Source organism: Paenibacillus sp. FSL R7-0652, from assembly GCF_038595045.1.
Taxonomy (GTDB): domain Bacteria; phylum Bacillota; class Bacilli; order Paenibacillales; family Paenibacillaceae; genus Paenibacillus.
Map to the genome: position 1 here is coordinate 2240943 of NZ_CP152001.1, position 20120 is coordinate 2261062.

The window sequence follows — 20120 nt, forward strand, 5'->3', positions numbered from 1 at the left end:
TCTATATTTGTATTCATTTTTGCAAGGTGGTGAAATAGAAACATGGAGGCGCTGCTAACATTAAAAGAAGCTTCTAAGAAATATGGTAGTCGAGAGATTTTAACAGATATTTCGCTCACGATTCGTCAAGGGGAATGTAATATTGTAAGAGGAGGCAATGGATCCGGGAAAAGTACGATGCTCCGAATGGTAAGTGGACTAATTCCATTAACGTCCGGACAGAGACTGCTTAAGCATTCCGATATCGTGATTGGATATACACCTGACCGATTATCAAAACTAAGAATGACTTCGACGGAGTATTTAACTCACATGGGAAGAATATCTGGCATTCCTAAAAGAGAGCTGAAAGATCGCATCAGGGAGCTGCATGTTTTTTTTAATCTGGAACAAAATGAGCATGTAAAGATGAGTCAATTTTCAAAAGGAATGCTGCAAAAAACAAATCTAATGCAGGCGATGATGAAGACGCCGGATATTCTCGTATTGGACGAACCTTTCTCGGGCTTGGATAAAGAATCCACCGGGCATTTGGTTCATTCTCTGAAGAAAATTAAAGAAGAAGGGACATCCATTTTGGCAGCTGTTCATGATCCTTTATTAGCAGGTCAATTGGAAAGTAACACGTATTGGATCCGTCAAGGGAGACTAAGTGAGGAGAATAGAAGCATTGCTGCAGAACAGAAGGCTGTGTATTTTGAACTAGAAGGGATGATAGATCGGGACATCATGGATCACCTACTTGAATTCTTCCCGGACATTACATATAAAAGCAGTGAAAGCGGGCATCTGGTCCTGACCTTGATGTATGAAGATTATCGTGGATTTTTACCCGAATTTATCAATAAAGGCGGAGAGATTGTCAGCTTAACAAGAAAGGAACTGGAACTGAGCTTATGATCTCAATCATATCCTATGTACATACCTGTTTCATGCGCTCTTATCGCTATGGTCCGCCTGTTTTTGTTTTCTTTATGGGTATCCTATTCGTGTATAGTGTCGTTCCTAACCCGGTCATGGCTAGTTATGCATTTTCCACAACATTTATATTTATTATTGCTGCTGTGATTTGTTATACGTTGATTGATATTGAAACGACAAATCAGGAAGCGGTGACTGTACTGCACAGCGGCAGTCTAGTCAAACTTTATCTTTCAAAATTGCTGTATGGCTGGCTTTTTACGATTCCTATGGCGGTTTATGCCGTTCTTTATCCAGCCCTGTTTCAGAAGTTTGATCGAAACCCGAGTATGGAAGAGTTAGGCATGTCCCTGATCTATCATATGGTTTCATCGTGGCTCGCAGTCGCTTTGACCTGCTGGTTTAGTTCCAAGTTTATTCGTTCTCGTGTTATGTCTTTTTTAATGCTCAGCGTTCTCATTGTTATTACACTTTCAGTTCAAGGTATAGAACATGTTTTGCCAGAGGGATTCAAATCATTGATCGTACTGCTGCCTCCTCTAAATGATACGATAAATGTACTGGTTAATTATGATTCACAGACTGCACTTTATAAGCTATGGGTAACCATTCCACCAATCGTATATGGTGCTGCTGCAGCAGGTGGATTTCTTTTTATGATTCACAGGCGGAAGCTGGATTCCATGCCCTGATGTTGAAAATCGTTTACAAGAAATGGTTCATCCGTTCCACCTCCAGAGTCCTAGGCTGGAAGAAGCAATTATGAGCAAAACTTTCAATCCGGTTCCGGATCGGTTTATAATGGATAGTGGCTGCTGAGCAAGTCGGCAGCTTTTTTCGATTTAACGGGTTATTCAAGAGAGCCGGAGTGCAGGCAATATTGTATTCCTTCAGGCCTCAGGTAATTTTGTCCAGCCGAGCCAAAGCACTATATTAAACATTGAATATAGAGTATGATTTTACAGCTGGTTATGCTGGCAGGAAAGGTTACATCCCTTAAACGGGTCTGTAACTATTCTTGTAAATTGTAGAGATACTCTTAGGGGTATAATGCTAAATGTTATCGTGATTACGCGAATAAATATAGTTAATTCATAATCTATACAACTAAATCTATAGGCAGTTCGTCTTCTTTATGTTGTAAATGAAAGATGGAAGGTGCAGCACGTATGTCAATAACAACCAGAACGATTGAAAGATTCAGGATGCCCCGATCTCCATGGATGTGGACTCGCAGCAGCAAGGAGGGGCGCACATGTCACAATCAGTGAATACGAAGAGACATATGAACGGGCTGGATGGCTTGCGGGCCATCGCGGTAATCGGCGTAATCGCTTATCATCTGAACTTGGATTTTATTCCGGGCGGTCTGCTCGGTGTAGGTATATTTTTTGTTCTGTCCGGCTATCTGATTACGGATATTTTATTATCTCAGTGGCGTGAGCACGGGCGCATCGCACTAGGTGATTTTTGGTTAAGGCGGTTTAGACGCCTGCTGCCTGGTATGCTGACCATGACATCGGTAGTCATGCTCTGGCTGCTGTGCACAGACTCCTCCCGGCTTGCTTCACTGCGAGGGGATATCGTGTCCGGTGTTGCGTACATAAGCAATTGGTGGTATATCTTTCACCATGTTTCCTATTTTGAAAGTTTCGGTCCGCCATCTCCTTTTGGACATTTCTGGTCCCTGGCCGTGGAGGAGCAGTTTTATCTGGTCTGGCCTCTGCTGCTGATTGCAGCCATTGTGCTGTTCAAGAGGAAAGGATGGCTGGTCGTCTTTATTGTGGTGGCGGCTGAACTGTCTGCTGGCGCAATGGCCATCATGTATAATCCGGATCTGGACCCAAGCCGAGTATATTATGGAACTGACACCCGTGCATTCGCGCTGCTTGCGGGTGCTGCATTAGCTGTAGTCTGGCCCAGCCGTAAGCTGCCGAGCACACTGTCCGGGTTGAATCGGCTCGTACTGGATGGAACTGGACTTGCTGCTCTTGCAGTGCTGATCTATATGATGTTGAACACGAGTGAGTATGATTCCTTTCTGTATCAGGGGGGGATGGTGCTGCAGGCGGCAGCTGCTGCTGTTCTCGTAGCTGTACTTGCTCACCCTTCATCCATGCTGGCACGTATGATTGGTGCAAAACCTCTGCGCTGGATCGGTGAACGTTCGTACGGGCTGTATCTATGGCATTATCCGGTTATTGTACTGACCAGCCCAGCTGTAGATACCGGGGGTGCACATCCTGTGCGCATGCTGCTGCAGGTGATTGCGACAATCGTACTTGCCTCCATGTCGCTGAAATATATTGAAAATCCAATTCGGCATAACGGATTCCGTCATTCCTTTTCCAAGTTATGGGGTAGAGGGCGGACCTCCCTTATTCCCCGTCATGTCTGGTGGAAACGAACAGGTCTGTTAATGACAGTTCTGTTGTTGTGTTATACCGTGTCACAGACGGTGCTTCCTGCAGCAGCTAATTCAGATTCCCATTCAGTATCCATGTCTACCGTATTAAACGGAGATCAAACGGCTGAGGAACAGGGACAGAATGTGATGCCGATCACAACCCAATCTTCAGATTCTGGAGAAAAGAATAACGATACCCAAGGAGAAGCCCAATCAGGGTCTGAGGGTAAAACAGATGCAGGCAGCAAGCCGGAAACTGGTTCTGCAGCAGGTTCGAAATTACCTGAGCCAGGTGATTCACCCAGCGATAACGGAGATCAGGATGGCTCAGCCGGGAACAAACCGGATTCGAATTCACAAGATTCCTCCGGTTCCAAGCAAGGTAATCCTGCAGGTAATGCATCGGATTCAGGCAAAAAAGATGAGCCGTCAGTACCTGTCATACAGGATGGAAAAGTCGAATATACGATTATCGGAGATTCGGTTATACTGGACGCCAAACCTTATTTGGAACAGAACATATCCCGGGTCTATGTCGATGGCCATGTTGGCCGCCAGATGTGGCAGGCCGGGGATGTTCTGAAAGGTCTGAAGCGTAATCACCGAATGGGCAGCCAGGTAGTACTGGAGCTCGGAACGAATGGTTCGTTTAATTCCAGAAATTTGAATGCTGTACTTGATGGATTGAAGGATAAAACCCGGGTATATCTGGTCACCGTACGTGTACCGCGGCCTTGGGAACGGGTAGTCAACAAGGCACTGAACGATGCTGCCTCCAGCTACAGTAACGTTTCCTTGATCGACTGGAATCAGTCAAGTGAAGGTCATGACGAATATTTTGAGAAAGACGGGGTGCATCTCACCGCCGAAGGTTCTGAAGCTTTTGCAGCACTTGTAAAGAGCAGTCTTCAATAACAGATTGATCTGCCAAGCAGACGAGCTGACTCTTGAACTCATCTAATTATTTATCTCTTCTTCCATTAATCATGCGGCATGGTTATATTCATAAGCTTACTTTCATTTGTAGAATAGCTCTTGCTGGGGCAATGTTATCGAGTAGATTTTTAACTTGTTGACATGTTCCTGGTGGGGGCTTTTTTTGTGATGTGCGGCGGGAAGCCGATATTATTCACCCCTGTATCCGCGGATCGTCACCTTCCATCATGATAGCGTTACCATTTACAATTACAGGTATCCGATGCTCAAGGGGGAGTATAAAAATGTTGAAAAGATGGTTTGCAGGCGTACTGGCATTGACCTTGTTCACTGTAATTCTTGCAGGGTGCACAAGTGGTGATTCATCCGAAGCAGGTGGCGGTGGAGACAAAGTCGCGGTGACGATCTGGCATAACTGGACCGGGCAGGATGCCAAGGCAGTGGCGATGCGCCAGATTATCGAAGATTTCCGCACGGCGCATCCGGACATCGAAGTGGTAGATGAAGGACTGCCGACGGATGGGCTGAAAACAAGACTGCGTACAGTTGCTGCTGCAAATGAGATGCCGGATCTCTTTGTGATGTGGCCGGATGCGATGACGAAAGAGTTTGTAAAAGGGGATCTGTTACAGCCAATCAATGCGGAACTGGATGCGAAGCCGGAATGGAAAGACAATTTTATTCCAAATGCGCTGGATGGATATACGGTAGATGGAAATATTTATTCCGTTCCGATGAATCTCGCACCGAGTTCTTTTATTTATTACAACGAAGCATTGTTCAAAGAGCATAATGTGAAGGTGCCTGGAACCTGGGCTGAACTGGAGAAGGCGGTCGCTTCGTTTAACGAAAAAGGAATCATCCCGATGGCTCTCGGCAACAAAACGAACTGGGTCGCTCAGTCTACTATTTTCAGTACGCTGGCTGACCGGGTGACGGGTACAGACTGGTTTTTGAAAGCGGCGGCTCAGGATGGGGCAAGCTTCACAGACCCGGAATTTATCGAAGCGTTGAAGAAAATGCAGGAGCTTGGCAGTATCAAGGCTTTCCAGGACGGATTTAACAGCATCGATGAAACGCAGATGATGCAGCTGTATTTTCAAGGAAAAACAGCGATGGTGATGAATGGCGGATGGGCCCTTGCGAACCTTGTCAACAATGCGCCGGAAGAGGTGCTGAACAGTACGCATATTACGATTCTGCCTCCTGTCGAAGGCGGCAAGGGTGAGCCAAGAACAACGTCAGGCGTCGTTGGAACAGGTCTTGGCGTAAGTAAAAAGCTAAGCGGTGCTCAGAAAGAGGCTGCAATGGAGCTGTTCTATGCACTGGCTGGGCCGGATGGTCAGAAAGCTACGCTGGACAGCAGCACACTGGTCAGTTACAAGATTGAACTTGATAAAACGAAAGCACATCCACTGTTTGTGGAACTGTATGATCTGATGCAGGAAGTGAAAATCACGCCGGTATACGATTCCAAATTAGGGTCAGCCACGGTTGAGGTGATTAATAACGGTCTGCAGGAGCTGCTGATGGGCGGCAAAGCGGAAGACATTGCAGGCCGAATTCAGGCAGCGCAAGCTGGTGCGATGAAACAATAGACGGTGCTGGATGCTTATTGCGAATACAGGTTCGTTCCCCTTCCCGGCAGGGGAGGGGTTTTCTAATAGAGGGGAAGTGAACAGATTGAACGCATTGCGAAGTCGGCGTTTTATTATGCTGGGGCTGGCCCCAGCCGTGATCATCTATGCATTGTTTGTGTTTGTGCCGGTTGTATGGTCCGCGTACTACGGCTTCTTCAACTGGTCGGGCATTGGAGCATCCACGTATATCGGTTTGAACAACTATGTAGAAATCTGGAACGATACAATCTTCTGGCGCGCTCTGAAAAATAATGTGATTTTTGTGCTGGCTTCGGTTTTTGGCCAGATTCCACTTGCGCTCATGCTGGCGGTAATGCTGCATAAAAGCAGCCCGCTGCAGCGATTTTTACGCTCGGCTGTATTTTTGCCGATGGTCTTGTCTACGGTTGTGATCGGGATGATCTGGCAGTACATCTATCATCCGCAGATCGGCATTCTTAACTTCCTGCTGGATGCGCTGGGACTGGAGAGCTGGAAGCTGCAGTGGCTCTCGGATGCAAAGATCGCTATATTTTCACTCGTACCGCCGCTCCTCTGGAGTTTTGTAGGACTTTATCTGATTATCTTCATCTCTGCGCTGCAGAACATCCCGGGTGAAATCCATGACGCGGCCAAAATAGACGGCGCATCGGGAATACGCAAATTGGTTTCCATCTCCCTTCCGATGATATGGGGCACGGTTCAGGTCGCCATTATATTGTGTATTTCCGGCAGTCTGAAGTCCTTTGATCTGGTTTACATCATGACCAAAGGCGGTCCTGCCCATGCAACAGAGCTGCTGGCAACATATATGTACAATTCGACTTTTACAACATACCGATATGGGTTCGGCAGTGCAATCTCGACAACGATTGTTCTGATTTCCCTGCTGCTCATCGGAACAAGCCAGTGGGTGACCAGCCGCAAACGCAAAGAGAACCGATAGAAAGGAGTAAGCTCATGCGAGGAACACCAGTACCTATGCCAGCACCACGAGGCCGCACAGGACATACCGTTCGCCGGATTCGCAGCGGATTCGTTTGGACGCTGCTGACGGTCTATGGTATTTTAACATTGTATCCGTTTTATTGGCTCGTCATCAGTGCCTTCAAAACAAATGAGGATTTCTACAGCAGGCCCTTCGGTCTACCAGCTCACTGGAATGCGGCCAATTTCACGAATGCCTGGCAGAGTTCGAAGCTTGGAACTGCCTTTGGCAATTCGCTAACGGTATCGATTGGATCACTAATCTTGACACTGTTTATCGCAGCCCTGGCTTCGTTCATACTGGCACGATTTCAGTTTCGCTGGAAAGGACTAATCATGACCTTTTTCGTTGTAGGCATGCTTATTCCGATTCACAGCACGCTCGTTCCGTTATTTATTTTGATGAAACAAATGTCCCTGCTTAATACGTATTGGGCATTGATTCTGCCGTATACTGCGTTTGCACTGCCTACGGCAATTTTTGTGCTAACAGCTTATCTGGTCAGCATTCCCCGTGACATTGAAGAAGCGGCATTTATGGATGGAACGGGTCTATGGGGGCTCTTCACCCGGATCATGCTTCCCATGTCGCTGCCTGCACTTTCAACCGTGACCATATTAAGTTTTCTGCATGCGTGGAATGACTTTTCTTTTGCCCTTGTATTTATCAATAAAACCGGATTGAAAACGTTACCGCTTGCCATTGCAAATTTTGCAGACGGATATCAGACCGATTATGGTTTAACACTTGCTGCCATGACCTTGTCTGTCATTCCAACGATTATTGTATATCTGATTTTTCAGGAACAGGTCATGAAGGGGATGACAGCAGGTGCAGTCAAAGGGTAAGCGAAAGCGCATCCAAAGGAGGAACCGAGTTGGTTCGCTGGCTTACATCTTCACTGCAGCGTAAGCTGTCCATTGTTGTGACAGCTTCAATGATTGTGCCGCTGCTGGCACTTGGAGTATTTGCTTTTCTATTCTCTTCACGGATTACCGAGGAGAAAACAAAATTATCGGGGATGGATACGCTAAAGCAGGTCGAGGCGAACCTTCGCTATATGCTCCAGGATGCCGAAAATTTATCAATCTTCCTGATCGGAGAACGGGATATACAGCAGTATCTGAGCCGTAATGAGGATCATGAACTCGATCGTATAGACATTTTGGGCAGAATGACCAACTTGGCCGCATCCAAAAAATATATCGCCAACATTGCGATTTACCCCGGGCGTTTTGACGCTGCCCTTTCAACGGCTGCCTGGTATGAGCCGGATGGCGCAGATCTCTTTTATGGGCCTTTTTCCGGCCAAAGTACCGGTAGAGAAACAGATAAACGGTGGACGGGAGTGTATTCCGTTCGAAATTATGCGGGCATTCAAAATGTGATTACGTTAATTCGGCCAATCCGCAGCATTCACGATTATCGCACGCTGGGCTGGCTGGCGATCAGTCTGGATGAAAAAGTAATCTCGAAAGGTTGGCCCGCACTGGGATTGGGCAAGGGTGAAGGCAGACTGGAACTGATCGGAACCGCCGGAGAGATATTATCCTCCATGAACAAGTCCAGACTCGGACTTCATATGTCTGACATCGAACCTGGACTTTTGACACGTATTCAGAAGGGAAGCGGGGGCACGACAACGTATGGCGAGGGAGAGCAGCGGCGTACCGTGCTGTATTATCCCGAGAAATTGACGGGTTGGATGCTGGTTGGCACGGTTCCTTACGAACAATACCGGTCTGAGAATAGCTATATTTTGATTTTGACTGTTATTGCAGTTGCCCTGTCTGCCCTGATCAGCGGCGGCCTGGTCTGGTTTACGGTTCGCAGAATCACGAGACCGCTGCTTTTGTTAACCAGGCATCTCTCACGAATAGACCCAAAGCGTCCACTGCCCTTATTTCGATCGGAAAGTGATGACGAGATTGGCAAGCTCGGCGAGAGCTACAATCTGCTTGGTGCGCATATCGATATGCTGAAGGAAGAGATCATTCGTGGTGAAGCACGCAAAAAAGAAGCAGACCTGCGTGTGCTTCAAGCACAGATCAATCCTCATTTTCTGTATAACACACTCTCCTCCATTCATTGGATTGCACTGATGTCCAAAGAAAACCGAATTGCAGATATGGTGGAGGGACTGAGTGATTTTCTGCGAATCAGTCTGAACCAGGGACAGGATTACTGCCCGGTTGCGCAGGAAATCGCGCATATCCGTCATTATGTACGGGTGCAGTCCATCCGTTTCCCGGATCAGTTTGTGCTTCATTACATTGTTGACCCTGCATTGGAGCAGCAAATGATGCTGAAACTGCTGCTGCAGCCCTTGGTGGAGAATGCAATGATTCACGGGATTCAGAAGGCGGGGAATCAGGGCACGATCACCATAATGATTCAGAAGGATCATGTGTACAAGCGAATGAACGTACTGGTGCTGGACGACGGGGCAGGGATGACGGCGGACAAGCTGAAGCAGCTGCAGGCAGGCCTGATTCCTGAAGATGAGAGCGGTTTAATTTCATCTGATCGTCCTTTACACGGAGAGCGGCTGGAACACCCTCTGTCTGTAGGAGGCTATGGTCTTCGCAATGTGAATGAACGGCTGCTGCTTCATTATGGAAGGGATGCGCTGCTTGAAGTTCACAGCAGAGAGGGCGAGGGCACCCGGATTTCGTTCTCCATACCAATCCTGGAGGAATCGCCATGAGATTATTAATTGTTGATGACGAAGTCATTATACGTACAGGACTCGCCAGTGTCATTGCCTGGCACGAACTTGGTATCGAGCTGCTGCATCCTGCTGCTTCGGCAGAGGAAGCTTGGTCACGCTTAAGCGAAGAGCGTCCACATATCCTGATGACGGATATTCGAATGAATGGCAGATCAGGGCTGGAACTGGCAGAAGCAGCACTGGATCTGTTACCGGAGCTGGAGGTCATTATTTTATCAGGTTATGATGATTTCAGTTACGCCCAGCAGGCTATTCGTAACGGGGTTACGGACTATCTGCTCAAAACGAGTAAACCGGAAGAGATTATCAAAACCGTGCTGCAGGCCAAGAGCAGAATTACAGAACGCTGGGCAGCGAAGTCCCAAGAGGGAAAGCAGTTACGCGAGAACCGGGAAAGGCTGTTTGCGAGCTGGGTAATTGAAGGCAATACCGAGTCTGGTGTCTGTCCTGCTTTTTTGGAGTTTGATACAGATCAGGCGGACATCTTCTCATCCATGCGGGAGGAGAGCTGCCGTGAACGATCCATAAGCAGACAGGTTGTCCTGATTCAGGCATCAGGTTGGAACCGAGCCTCGGATGCGCTGCTGCGATTTGCTGTGCAAAATATGCTCGAAGATGTCCTGCCTGACGCTGTGGCACAGGTTGAGAAGCAGCATATTGTCTGTATACTGCCTTATGCCGCAGCACTGGACAGAAGTGGATACAGGCTTGAGGATGGGATTAACCGAGTGGAACAGTGGTTGAAATGTTCCCTTCGTGCTGCTGCGGGTGAGCCTGTTCAAAAATCTGTTGAGCTTCACCACAGCTATCAGACCGCGCTGGCGGCCTATCGTTATCGCGGACTCACAAATGCCAAAGTGTGGCGGTATGAGCAGATCAGCGACCGGCAGGGCGGCAAGACCGTGCTGACTCAGGAGGAGGAAACGGTACTTGGCCGTTTGCTGATGGACAATGATCCCGTCACACTGACGGTATGGACTCGTGAACTCGTTATAAGTTTGATTGCCGAATCTGATGTTACACCCGGATCGTATACGGCCTGTCTGCACTCAGCTCTCATCGCCGGGCACCGCTGGTTCGCTCGAACGCTGCAGGCTATTGGACGTGAACAGCCTGCACGGCTTAAGCCATGGACGCCGGAGCCGGATAAGGATGCTGCGGCGCTGGGTGATGAGCTTTTTCACCATTTATACGATCTGATGCATACGTATCACAGCCGCTTGGGACAGGGGCAGGCTGCACATGTGCAAAAGGCGATTGGTTATATTGAATCTTCACTCACACAGGATATCAGTCTGCAGCAGGTAGCTGGGCAGATTCATCTGCATCCGGGACACCTCAGTGAGCTGTTTAAAAAAGAAATGGGCGTGACCTTTGGAGACTTTGTCACGGATATGCGAATTCGACGAGCGATGGATATGCTCGCCGTGTCACCAGCCAAAGTGAGTGAGATTGCAGCCGTCAGCGGATACGACGATGTGAAATACTTCAGCAGACTTTTCAAAAAGCATACAGGCAAGACCCCCAGTGAATACCGGGAACAGGCACTCGTATTTAAATCTTCAGGCAGCTAGGTGAGAGGAGCGAGGGGATATGGTGAACGTTCGACGTTCAAGTCAGGATTTGTCAGGACAATGGAGGATACAGCATTACGAGGTTGGGGAAAAGGGGGCGATGGATGCTGCAGCAGCCGCACTGGATGACCGGTTTTGGATCGGGGCAGCCGTGCCTGGAGATGTTCATGGAGCACTTGCAGCGCGCGGCATTATCGATCCGCCTTATTTCGGGCATAACGATGCCAAGAGCCGCTGGATCGAGCAGAAGGAGTGGTGGTACCGTACTACCTTTAACCTTACAGATGTGGACGCCTCATCGGAGGAACATATTGAGCTGGTATTTGAAGGGCTGGACACGTTTGCTTCGATCTATGTAAATGGTCATGAGATCGGTACAACGGCTAATATGCTGATGTCGCATACGTTTGATGTGACTCGTGTCGTGCGAAATGGCTGGAATGCGATTGCGGTTCGGTTCGACCCACTCCATCTACATCACCGCGACAAAGAGCTGTTTGACTGGTCCTCGTATACCAAAGAACGTCCGTGGCTGCGCAAAGCCGCGATGAATTTTGGCTGGGATTGGGGGCCGCGCATGGTTACCGTGGGGATTTGGGGGGCGGTACGCCTGGAGCGCAGCACGGTTGCGAAGCTGGAGAATGTCTATGCCCGGACCGAACGGATAAGCAAGGAACAGGCTCAAGTCCATATAACGGCTGCTGTGCGCTCTGTGCTGTCTTATCGCGACAGGCAAAAGCGTACACAACCTGTCGTTATGACTTGTGATATTCGACTCTTGAACGACCGTGGTGACACCGTGGCAGGAGCCGATTCATGGCCTGTGGCCGATGGGGAAACGGATGCGGTGTTACATGTTTCCGAACCTCGCTTATGGTGGACTCATGATCTGGGCGAGCCTTACTTGTACACACTGGAGGTTACGCTCTATGCGGACGGGCAGGCTTTAGATCAATACCGTCAGCCCTTTGGTATACGGACACTGGAGCTGGCGCTTAACAATGAGCAGGGGGAGAACCGTTTTGCTTTTATCCTGAACGGTGTCCAAATATATGCTAAAGGGGCGAACTGGATACCTGCGGATCAACTGATTGGCACCATCCCGAATTCACGGTACAGAGAGCTGGTTGAGCTGTCCGTGGAGGCACATATGAACATGCTGCGTGTGTGGGCAGGCGGCATCTATGAGAAGGACGTATTTTACGATGAGTGTGATCGTCAAGGTGTGCTCGTTTGGCAGGATTTTGCGTTTGCCAATGCACTGTTTCCGGATTTTAACCGTGATTTTATGGATCTGGTGCGGCAGGAGGTCACAAATAATGTACTTCGACTGCGGAGCCGGGCTTCCCTGGCCCTCTGGTGCGGCAACAATGAGATTGACTGGCTGTATGACATGAAAACCGCAAGCGGTGATATCACCAGCCCATTCTATGGGGAATTGATCTATCACGAACTGATCCCGGAGCTGCTGGAGCAGCTTGATCCGTCCCGTCCGTACTGGCCATCCTCGCCTTATGGCGAAAGTCACGGACAGGATGCGAATGATCCGGACACCGGGGATCGTCATAACTGGCAGGTGTGGCACGGGTCGGTATACCCGAGAAAATACGGAGAAGTACCGATTCTGGATTACAGCATTGAAGGAGTCACATTTAAAAATTATAAAAAAGATGAAGCTCTGTTCAGCAGTGAGTTTGGTATGCATGCTTCGGCCAACCGGTATACATTGGAGAAAAATATGCCTGCAGACCAGTTTTACTGGGGCAGCCCCGAGATGGCTTATCGGAACAAAGATACGAATCACCAGAAAGGCATGCTGCTGATGGAAGGTTATACGGGCCTCCCGCAAAATATAGAGGAATACATGAACTTCTCCATGCTGACTCAGGCAGAGGGCCTACGCTATGGTATTGAACATTTCAGGCGGATCAATCATCGTAACCGTGGTGCGCTTGTGTGGCAGCTGAACGACAGCTGGCCGGGGACAAGCTGGTCGATGATTGATTATGAACTGCTGCCTAAAGCTTCCTATTATTATGCCAAGACGTTCTTCCATCCGGTCCTGATGTCGCTGGACCATGAGCCGGGAGAACCCTTGGACTTATGGATCGTTAACGATACACAAGATGAAATTAGCGGCCAACTTCGGCTGAATATATATGATCTGCATGGAGAAGTGCTGCACTCCAGCGCACATGGGGTTAAGGTGCAGCCGCAGTCTTCATTGTGCGCTGTATCAGTGGATGAAGCGGATATTCTGGGTGTAAGACGCCCCGAAGAGGTAATGGTGGAGCTGGTTTCCGAGGGGTTTGCTGCACCCGTGAATCGTTACTTTTTGCGTGATCCTAAGGATGTCCTGCTGCCGCCTACTCAGCTCAGTGTTCACGTGAATGAAGAGGAACAATCCGTTACCGTCACGGCGTGTGATGCCATTGCACGTATGGTGAAGCTGGAACTGCCTATGGGCCGAATTCGCTTCAGTGATAACTATTTTAATCTACTCCCGGGAGAGAGCCGAACGGTAACACTCCGTCATCCAGAGATGCAGGCTTTGCCGTTCACACAGCTTCGCGTAAGTGCGATGAATGGCGGCGAAGCTTGAAACCCCTGTGTTTTATTTACGTAGAGTAATATACGATTGTGTATTCGGGACAAGGAAACATGACCATAGAGAGGAGGATGTACATTCATGTCTTTTGTGTTTTTTCCTGGAATGATCGTGTTTCTTGTGATTGCCGTGCTGTTCATCATCGGTATAACCTACGTTATTTATAAAACCAGACAAATGTTTCGCAGGGTCAGCAATCTGGAGAGAATTGTATATGAGCACGCTAATCGGTCATCCGACCCCTCTTATGAGATGCATCAGGAACAGGCGTTTAAGAAGGAAGATTCAGCGTCGTGATTCTGATTGAACATGAATGAAGCCTATGTATGCTGTGTATCCCCTGTATGAACAGATCACTTGTAACCGCAAGCAGCAAGAAAGCCATGCCTCTGTTTGAAGTGCACCCCTTAGAATAGACATTGGAAAAACCCCTGGGTTTAACCGATGAAATTCTAGGGGGTGTATTTTTTATGGCGATTAAGGGACAAAAGTTTAAAACGTATTCGGAGACGTTGAAAAATGAGGCTATTCGTCTGCACACGGTTGAGGGCTGGACTTATCGAAAGATTAATGAGCATCTGGGAATTCATGACCCAGGACGAATGAAGCGCTGGATGAGAAAATATCGGGAACAAGGTGAGTTTGGACTGATGGATCAGCGAGGGCGACGTAAAGAATACTTGGACCAAGACCGTTATGTCCAAAAACTGAAACGGGAGAATGCGTTGCTAAAAAAGTGCTTGGTCATCTGGAAGGAGGAAGCAAACAAGAAAGATTTCAGATCATAGAAAAAGTAGCGGCATACGGGGATATCCAGAAACTTTGTGATGTATTTGGCGTGTCACGGAGTGGATTTTATGCCTACATAAAACGTAAACGATTTGACCGCGATACAAAGGCGATGAACCAAGTACTTCAAACCTATCAACGATATGAAGGGAAATATGGTTATCGACAACTCCAGTTGTTCCTTTGGCAAGATCAGGGGACTTGGATGAACCATAAAAAGGTGCTCCGCCTGATGCAAATGCTCGGTATTCAATCCAGGATTCGTCGTAAACGACGCTCCAGTGGCCCGTATGCACCTGCGCAGCGAGTAGCAGAGAACTGCCTGAAGCGAGACTTCAGTGCAGAAAAACCGAATCAGAAATGGGTAACGGACATTACCCAGTATCGTGTGGGAGAGCGCTGGATATATCTTTCAGCTATAAAGGATCTGTTTAATAACGAAATTGTGGCCTACGAAATAGGCGAACGCAACGATAATGAACTGGTGCTCCGCACATTCAGTAAGGCGTTTGCGAAGCAAAAAGACGTGACCGGACTCGTCGTTCACAGCGACCAGGGTTTCCAGTACACGTCTCATGCTTACCACGACATGCTGCCAAAGGTTGGCGCCCGAATCAGCATGTCTCGCCGAGGAAATTGTTATGACAATGCCTCGATGGAGAGTTTCTTCTCGCATCTCAAAACGGAAGGACTCTACCCTTATCATATCCGAACGCTTAACGAAGCACAAAGCAAAATCGAAAAATATATTCGTTTTTATAATCGAAAGCGGCCACAACGGAAACTGAAAAAACTGACGCCGGTAGAGTACCGACGCCAGTTTGCAGCCTAGGGTCTTTTTATAATGTCTACTAAATGGGGTCTTGACCAGTTAGGGGCATGGCTTTCTTATGTCATTATGTCAGTGAGCACCCGGAGCGCGTGAAATCTTTAAAAGGAAATCAGAATACCCATCTCTTTAACGGAAGGATTCATAACGCTGCCGAAAAGAAGATTCCATCTCAACTTGCCGAGCCAACTGCTGCTGTACTTTCGGGCCGCGGATGGCCTGCAGCTGCTGCAGCACCTCGGCAGATTCGAAACGGCCCTCTGCCATCTGAAGCAGCAGTTCAGAGAGGACATCGGCATCCTCAAGCGCAGCATTCAGTCCAAAGGCACCTGTCGGGGTCATCGTATGAGCAGCATCGCCGATAAGCACGACGTTATCCTCCGCCCATCGGGAACTATAACTGCTCTCTACGGACAGCAGTACAAAGTCACTCCAGTTCTGAATATGCGCAGCGACAGCGTCGGCAAGACAAGGGAAGGCAGATACAAGTTTGCCTACGAAGGGAGCAAAGGGCATTTCACGCAGTTTGGCATACCCGCCCTCGGGAATATTCCATCCGATCTGAACATAACCGCCGTATTGCGAAAACAGGGCCAGCTGCTGCCCATCCATACCAGCCATGCGTACAGCGGGTTCCCATCCCGCTGGTGCAGGGATGCGTGCCCATAACAGATCGTAACCGTGCTTGCGGATATCGGGTACAAGACCCGCATGTTTGCGAACTGCTGAATATCTGCCATCTGCACCAATAACGACTGATGCTCGAATGGAGGCAGGAACACCCTTCTGCCGTACATTAATACCAGCAACCCTGCCGCTTTTGTCTCGAAGCAGACCGGTCATGACCGTATTAAACCGGACCTGATGCAGCGGACTCAAGCCTTCGGTTTGAGCTGTAATAGCTTCAAGAAGGTGGTCCTGCGGGACGTGTATACCGACATGATTCTCCCCTTTGTTTACATCAGGATGAATCGTATGGATGATGCTGCCTTCTTCCCAATATTGTATCTGCTCCAGCGGCAGTACCCCGCGCTGTTGAATCGGAGCATACAAGCCGTGCTTGTTCAAGATGGCTTCGCCGTCTGCGTTCAGCAGCTCACCGCGGAACGATTTATGAAGATGCGGCTGCCGTTCGATGAGCAGTGAGGAAATGCCTTTCCGGTTTAGTAAATATGAAAGCAATGCGCCTCCGGGGCCTGCCCCGACGATACAGACATCTGTATCGCTGGCGTCCGATGCTTGATAAGATTTTATTGAGTTCATGTTCATTATTCCCCTGCAGTATAGTGGTAAAGCTATAACGATAGAAAAAAAGTTTACTTTATTACAACAGATTTATTTAAATAATTAAGTAACTAAAAGTAACTTAAAAGGATATACGTTATTATAATCAAACAGCTGTACATATACAATAGGCTGATATGTAATTTTTAATGTGAATGATCGGAGAAACAGCTTCCAACTGCAGCTCTCTTTTTTTCACAACCAAATGTGTGTAAATATGTTACAATATAAGGCAGGTTACGATGAAAGGCAGGAGGAACATATATGAGCCCGAATACGGAGCGAAACTCGCAATTGGCAAACGTCGATCAATTGTTGGAGGCCTTCTTCAGATATAAAAATAAAGTATTGGACCAGCAGCAAAAATCGGAAACCAACTGTAAGCTGAATCCAACAAAAAGCCATATATTGGGTATGATCCTGCGTGAAAAGCGCTGCATGGCTGTCGATGTAGCGCGTCAGCTTAGTCTGTCATCCGGGGCAACAACGATCGTTCTTAATCAGCTTGAAAGTGAAAATCTGATTCAGCGGGAACGCAGCGAGGAAGATCGCAGAATTGTGTGGCTGTCTTTAACAGAAGAGGGCGAGCAGTTAGCCACGGCGCTAAATGCCAACCGCGGTCGTATGACTTGGGAGCTGTTACAAGCGCTTACGGAGGAGGAGCAGCAGTTAATGCTGGGTATGCTCAAAAAAATAGAAATGAAGCTGCTGGAAAAAATGAGATCACTAGAGCAGACGTATCGTTAGTGCATAAGAAATTAATTGGATATGACATCTGAAGACGTCAGTCCTCATGTTTCAACCCGATACCGGGTATGAACCGTGAAGACTGGCGTTTTGCGCGTTCAGCAGCGTTACAGGTGAAAACGGGATACATGGTCGCTCAGGCCTTCCTGCATTAGGATGTCTTTCTGTCTGCTGCCCATTAAATCAAAATGAGGGAAGGGTTGTCTTCGATGAATATAACGGGGGTCAAGTCCGTGTTCGCGGCACCATTGTTCCAAACGATTCAGATCTGCACAGCCTACTTTGGTAACGCTGGTCATGCCTGGAAAACGGGAATCGATCCAGAAATGAGTGAGAAAAGCGATCTCGCCGCGGGCGACTTGTTCCTTCCACGCTGCGAGTTCCTGTCGTTTAATTCCAAAAGCCATAATTGAACGTTCCTTTCTGACAGAGTATGGTCCTCAACATATTGTACATCTTATATATAACATCAATCAAAAATGTTTCGGCACATGCGTATCAGTGCTGTTGAAATGGGTAAATGAGAATAAATATGAATATGAAAACATTGTTATAGTCATGTATGTTTTTGATAGAATAAAGTTCATGAAAAAGCATTCGTAACTTTAGCAGCGGAAAGGAATGTCATCATGGAGTTATTTATAACCGTACTTGTTTTGCTGGGTCTGATCGGTTTATCCAACGTGCTGAACCGGTTCGTACCTTTTATTCCCGTTCCGCTTATACAGATTGCATTAGGCGTACTCATTGCACTGCTGCCTGCTGGCGTCCATCTGCCGCTTAATCCCGAATTGTTTTTTGTGTTATTCATTGCTCCTCTGCTGTATAACGATGGCAAAAGAACGCCAAGAAATGAACTGTGGAACCTGCGTGCACCCATTCTTCTGCTTGCGCTCGGGCTGGTATTTGTTACCGTTGCAGTGGCTGGTTATGCCATACATTGGCTGATTCCGACGATTCCGCTGCCTGCTGCATTTGCGCTCGCGGCTATCCTGTCTCCGACAGATGCAGTGGCTGTAGGAGCCATGGCCGGACGTGTGCATCTGCCCAAAAGCATACATAGACTTCTGGAAGGCGAAGCATTGATGAATGACGCTTCAGGCCTTGTGGCTTTTAAATTTGCAATCGCTGCTGCGGTGACTGGCGTTTTTTCACTGGCTCAAGCATCGGTTAGTTTCATCATCATCGCTGTAGGAGGTCTGCTCGCGGGTGCGTTGATGTCCTTCCTTTTTATCCGTCTCGGAGTCTGGATTCGCAGGCTTGGTATGGAGGATGTCACCATTCATATGCTGCTGCAGATTCTGACACCATTCGTAATCTATCTGGTAAGTGAAGAGATTGGAGTTTCCGGCATCCTGGCGGTAGTTGCAGGCGGAATTATTCATGCGGTTGAACGTGACCGTGCAGAATCGGTCCAGCTCAAGATGCAGGTGGTGTCTGCGAGCACTTGGTCCGTAATTTTATTTCTTTTGAACGGTCTCGTGTTTGTTATTCTTGGCGTGCAGGTACCCGATGTACTGAGTACGATCTTTGTCAATGTGTCATTTAATAACTTTGAAGTGCTTGGGTATGTTGTGCTGATTTCACTGCTGCTTGTCCTGCTTCGTTTTTTGTGGATTTATTTGTTCTGGCAGGGTAATGAATGGCTGCGGGCCAAGTCCGCTATCGGGAAACCTCGCTTCAAGGAAATTACAATTCTATCTCTTTCGGGAGTGAGAGGTGCGGTAACGCTGGCTGGGGCATTTTCAATTCCATACGTGCTTCAGGACGGATCACCGTTTCCTGAGCGCGATCTAATTATTTTTTTGGCGGCGGGTGTTATTCTGTTCTCTCTGATTGCTGCAAGTGTCCTGCTGCCCGTGTTGGCTAAAGGAGACGGGAAAACTTCAGATGAGAATACACCGAAGAAGTCGGAACGCAGAGCCCAGGACATTATGTTGAATGCTGCCATTCGAGCTGTCAAATCCGAGATGAATGATGAAAATAAAGCTGCCGCATTGGCCGTTGTATCCGACTTGTCCAAATACATCAAACAAGTGACAGGACAGTTTACTGCGGATAATCGTAAAGTGATGCAAAAACAGGAAACAGCCATAAATCTGATGGCCACCCGAGCCGAGCGCAGAGAGATAGAAACGATGCAGGCTGAAAATGCTCTTGGGCCTGAAGCGGCTTTTAAATGTGATCACTGGCTCGACCGCAAGGAGATGATGCTGTCCAACCGAACCAATACACAGCTTCTCGACTCGTTGAAAGAGATTATGCGTATGCTGAGCCAGCTGTTCACGAACGGCTCGAGGAAACAAGAGCAGCCGTTTATGCTTGAGAATGCAGAACTGTTCCGTAAAGTAAAGCTGCGCACATCACAGGCAGCGATCAAAGCCATCCGCGCACAGATGAATGATACCAACCGTGCCGCTGCCCTTGCCGTTATCGCCAAATATGAGCGAGTAATCGCAAAACTGCGTGCCTGGAATCAGGACAAGACGGAAGATCCGTTTGATCAGGATAAACTGGAGCTTCAGATGGTTGCGATTCAAGAGCAGCGCAATACGGTACAGCAATTATATGAGAACGGCGAAATTACCCGGGATACGGCGGCAAAGCTGCGTCGTTACATCAATGATGTGGAGGCGACGGCTTTGAAAAACGATTAATTCGGTCATTCATGAGTTTGCACGAATCGG

At 48.1% G+C, this 20120-nt stretch carries 16 protein-coding genes; 14 read left to right on the plus strand and 2 right to left on the minus strand.

Annotated elements, in window-relative coordinates; genetic code table 11:
* Positions 1–42 precede the first annotated feature (42 nt).
* The 12 genes from MKY97_RS10315 (at position 43) to MKY97_RS10370 (ending at position 15405) form a co-directional block, all read left to right on the plus strand.
* Positions 43–900 (plus strand): ABC transporter ATP-binding protein, encoded by an 858-nt coding sequence (locus MKY97_RS10315; protein WP_342555343.1) that lies wholly within the window; start codon positions 43–45, stop codon positions 898–900.
* An 89-nt stretch (positions 901–989) separates the two neighbouring features.
* Complete coding sequence (locus MKY97_RS10320) at positions 990–1613, plus strand: hypothetical protein (RefSeq protein ID WP_342555344.1); 624 nt, start codon at positions 990–992, stop codon at positions 1611–1613.
* A gap of 563 nt (positions 1614–2176) precedes the next feature.
* Positions 2177–4243, plus strand: a complete 2067-nt coding sequence (locus MKY97_RS10325; RefSeq protein ID WP_342555345.1) for an acyltransferase family protein — start codon at positions 2177–2179, stop codon at positions 4241–4243.
* Between the two features lie 305 nt (positions 4244–4548).
* Complete coding sequence (locus tag MKY97_RS10330; protein ID WP_342555346.1) at positions 4549–5862, plus strand: extracellular solute-binding protein; 1314 nt, start codon at positions 4549–4551, stop codon at positions 5860–5862.
* 85 nt (positions 5863–5947) lie between these two features.
* Positions 5948–6829, plus strand: a complete 882-nt coding sequence (locus MKY97_RS10335) for a sugar ABC transporter permease (RefSeq protein WP_342555347.1) — start codon at positions 5948–5950, stop codon at positions 6827–6829.
* A gap of 14 nt (positions 6830–6843) precedes the next feature.
* Positions 6844–7719 (plus strand): carbohydrate ABC transporter permease, encoded by an 876-nt coding sequence (locus MKY97_RS10340; RefSeq protein ID WP_342555348.1) that lies wholly within the window; start codon positions 6844–6846, stop codon positions 7717–7719.
* A 29-nt stretch (positions 7720–7748) separates the two neighbouring features.
* Positions 7749–9578, plus strand: a complete 1830-nt coding sequence (locus MKY97_RS10345; protein ID WP_342555349.1) for a sensor histidine kinase — start codon at positions 7749–7751, stop codon at positions 9576–9578.
* Entirely contained in the window at positions 9575–11176 is a 1602-nt protein-coding gene (locus MKY97_RS10350) for a helix-turn-helix domain-containing protein (protein WP_342555350.1), read from the plus strand. The genes MKY97_RS10345 and MKY97_RS10350 overlap by 4 nt, the downstream gene beginning before the upstream one ends.
* A gap of 19 nt (positions 11177–11195) precedes the next feature.
* Positions 11196–13778 carry a glycoside hydrolase family 2 protein gene (locus tag MKY97_RS10355; protein WP_342555351.1) on the plus strand — a complete coding sequence of 861 codons (2583 nt, stop codon included), beginning with the start codon at positions 11196–11198 and terminating at the stop codon, positions 13776–13778.
* A gap of 87 nt (positions 13779–13865) precedes the next feature.
* The gene (locus tag MKY97_RS10360) at positions 13866–14081 is read left to right on the plus strand and encodes a hypothetical protein (RefSeq protein ID WP_342555352.1); all 216 of its coding nucleotides are present in this window, start codon (positions 13866–13868) and stop codon (positions 14079–14081) included.
* Positions 14082–14254: 173 nt separating this feature from the next.
* Positions 14255–14572: a transposase gene (locus tag MKY97_RS10365; RefSeq protein WP_342553461.1), complete on the plus strand. Its 318-nt coding sequence runs from the start codon at positions 14255–14257 to the stop codon at positions 14570–14572.
* Positions 14521–15405, plus strand: coding sequence for an IS3 family transposase (locus tag MKY97_RS10370; RefSeq protein WP_342553462.1), 885 nt, complete (start codon positions 14521–14523; stop codon positions 15403–15405). Before MKY97_RS10365 ends, MKY97_RS10370 begins: the two co-directional genes overlap by 52 nt.
* Before the next feature lie 126 nt (positions 15406–15531).
* On the opposite strand, the gene MKY97_RS10375 is transcribed toward MKY97_RS10370, so the two are convergent.
* Positions 15532–16665 (minus strand): FAD-dependent monooxygenase, encoded by a 1134-nt coding sequence (locus tag MKY97_RS10375; RefSeq protein WP_342555353.1) that lies wholly within the window; start codon positions 16663–16665, stop codon positions 15532–15534.
* A gap of 285 nt (positions 16666–16950) precedes the next feature.
* On the opposite strand from MKY97_RS10375, the gene MKY97_RS10380 reads away from it, so the two are divergent.
* Positions 16951–17433: a MarR family transcriptional regulator gene (locus MKY97_RS10380; RefSeq protein WP_342555354.1), complete on the plus strand. Its 483-nt coding sequence runs from the start codon at positions 16951–16953 to the stop codon at positions 17431–17433.
* A 107-nt stretch (positions 17434–17540) separates the two neighbouring features.
* Here the strand turns inward: MKY97_RS10380 and MKY97_RS10385 are convergent, their stop codons facing one another.
* Positions 17541–17840, minus strand: a complete 300-nt coding sequence (locus tag MKY97_RS10385; RefSeq protein ID WP_342555355.1) for a hypothetical protein — start codon at positions 17838–17840, stop codon at positions 17541–17543.
* Positions 17841–18062: 222 nt separating this feature from the next.
* Here MKY97_RS10385 and MKY97_RS10390 point away from each other — a divergent pair, with 222 nt between their 5' ends.
* Positions 18063–20090, plus strand: a complete 2028-nt coding sequence (locus tag MKY97_RS10390; protein ID WP_342555356.1) for a Na+/H+ antiporter — start codon at positions 18063–18065, stop codon at positions 20088–20090.
* Positions 20091–20120: the final 30 nt, after the last annotated feature.